This is a genomic window from Algoriphagus sp., assembly GCF_030694375.1.
Classification (GTDB): domain Bacteria; phylum Bacteroidota; class Bacteroidia; order Cytophagales; family Cyclobacteriaceae; genus Algoriphagus.
This window is the reverse complement of record NZ_JAUXYL010000029.1, coordinates 1-2,015: the sequence shown is the minus strand read 5'-3', so window position 1 is coordinate 2,015 and position 2,015 is coordinate 1. Positions and strand designations below refer to the sequence as shown.

4 protein-coding genes are annotated in these 2,015 nt (G+C 38.1%); all 4 read left to right on the top strand.

Annotated elements, in window-relative coordinates:
* The first annotated feature begins 234 nt into the window (after window positions 1–234).
* The 4 genes from Q8M62_RS11025 to Q8M62_RS11010 all read left to right on the top strand — a co-directional run bounded on the left by Q8M62_RS11025 (window position 235) and on the right by Q8M62_RS11010 (window position 1,736).
* Window positions 235–534, top strand: a complete 300-nt coding sequence (locus Q8M62_RS11025; RefSeq protein ID WP_305668090.1) for a type II toxin-antitoxin system RelE/ParE family toxin — start codon at window positions 235–237, stop codon at window positions 532–534.
* A gap of 3 nt (window positions 535–537) precedes the next feature.
* Entirely contained in the window at window positions 538–822 is a 285-nt protein-coding gene (locus Q8M62_RS11020) for an addiction module antidote protein (protein WP_010609860.1), read from the top strand.
* 244 nt (window positions 823–1,066) lie between these two features.
* Entirely contained in the window at window positions 1,067–1,399 is a 333-nt protein-coding gene (locus tag Q8M62_RS11015; protein WP_305668089.1) for a type II toxin-antitoxin system RelE/ParE family toxin, read from the top strand.
* Between the two features lie 25 nt (window positions 1,400–1,424).
* A complete protein-coding gene (locus tag Q8M62_RS11010; protein ID WP_305668091.1) occupies window positions 1,425–1,736 on the top strand; it encodes a helix-turn-helix domain-containing protein in 312 nt (103 codons plus the stop codon).
* Window positions 1,737–2,015 lie beyond the last annotated feature (279 nt).

Here is a 2,015-nt window from a genome sequence, read left to right as displayed (position 1 = left end):
CGAACACTGGTTGCTGGTATATCCCTGAGAGTTTATACTTTCAATGTGATTTGATAACATGAAGAGCCGTGTGAGGTGAGAGTCTCACGCACGGTTCTGTGGGAAGGTGGGGGTGAGATTCCCCTGCCTGACCCGATTGTGGCACATTTTAAAAGACCCCAAGTATATTCGAAGTAACTTTTTAAATCTAGAAAAAACATGTAGTTTTGTATCCAAATGAATACAGATAGGTAGATGTACTTTATTGAAAAGACTGTTGAATTTGACAAGTGGTTGAGAAAATTGAAGGATTTAAGAGCGAAATCGAAAATTTTGTTCAGGATCCAAAAACTTGAAATTGATGAACATTTCGGGGACTGTAAACCCGTAGGTGAAGGGATTCATGAATTGAGGATAGACTATGCTAAAGGATATAGAATCTACTTCAAGGAAAGAGAAGGGAAAATCATTATTCTTCTAGTAGGTGGAGAAAAATCAACTCAACAAAAGGACATCGAAAGAGCAAAGGAAATTTGGAAAAGGATAAAAAAGTAAAAAATGGAAACATCAAAATTTGATATAGCGGACTATTTGGACAGTAAGGAAATGATTGCTGAGTATTTGAATTCTGTTTTGGAGGAAGGGGATAATGATGATGTAGTTGTTGCGCTTGGGCACATCGCAAAAGCAATTGGGATGTCCAAAATAGCGGAAGAAACAGGGATGAGTAGGCCAAGTTTGTATAAAGCCCTATCAACAGGATCGAAGCCCCAATTTGAAACAATAATGAAAGTATTAAAAGCTGTTGGTGGTCAATTAAGAATAAATCCATTATCCACTTGAAAAAATCGATGCCACAACATCACCTTGGATACAGCGGGCGGTTCAGAGAAAATAGAAAGTTCAGTATCTTTAAGAAGTTAGGAGTAAGTTGGAAGAGAGGTGGTCCGAATGCCTGCCTGGCGTCAGACAGGCCCGCCGTCTCCAAGCTGAATCACGTTGCCAGTAATGTGAGCAAACCGCAAAATGTTTCCATATAATTCAACTTTTTATTATCTTTGTTTTGTATAATGAATTGAAAAGCTGAATGGACAAATATTTTGACGTCATTTTTCTTGAACAAGCTCTCGAGTTTTTAGAAAAGTTGGATTTGAAAACAAGACAAAAAATCTACTACAACATTGACAAGGCCAAACTTGGACTTGACCCGAAACTGTTCAAAAAACTGACTGATGAAATTTGGGAGTTCAGGACCAAATATAGCGGACTTCAATATCGACTTTTCGCATTTTGGGACAAAACTGACAAATCTGAAACACTTGTCATTTCAACACATGGAATTGTGAAAAAAGTTGATAAAGTTCCGAAAGCAGATATCGAAAAAGCGGAAAGGATTAGAAAAGAATACTTTGAACAATAAAATTATGGAAACAAAGAATAAAAAAATGAAAATGATGACCCTTGACCAGCTCAAAGACAGGGATATAGGGGGAATCGGAACTCCAGAAAGGGACAAATACGAATTTGACCTGCGAATGGAATTACTTGGAGAAATGATAAAATCCGTGCGGAAAGAAAGAAATTTGACCCAAGAACAACTTGGAGAACTTATAGGTGTCCAAAAATCCCAAATTTCGAAATTAGAACGGAGTACAAAAAATGTTACCATCGAAACGATTTTGAAAGTCTTTAAAGCATTAAAAGCTAACGTTAAGTTCAGTGTAGAAATGAATGAATTGGAATTTAATGTAGCGTGAAAATAAAGACACTACTGGCAACAGCACCTAAGAAAACATGGGGCGGTAAGTGGAATCCGAAAGGTTTGTTCCTCGAAGTAACATTATCTAAGGCCGATAGCTAATCGCTTCGAAATGCCTCACATTTCTTAGCTGCAGGACGTGTGTGACTTGAACAATCAGCCAACGGCTGATTGGTGCTTTAAAACAGATGAGAGTAGGTCTCTCGGTGACGATTTGCAGGAATAGTTACCAAACCGCCTTATGCTGCGAGTATTGGAAACATGCTTGTGGTGAGCG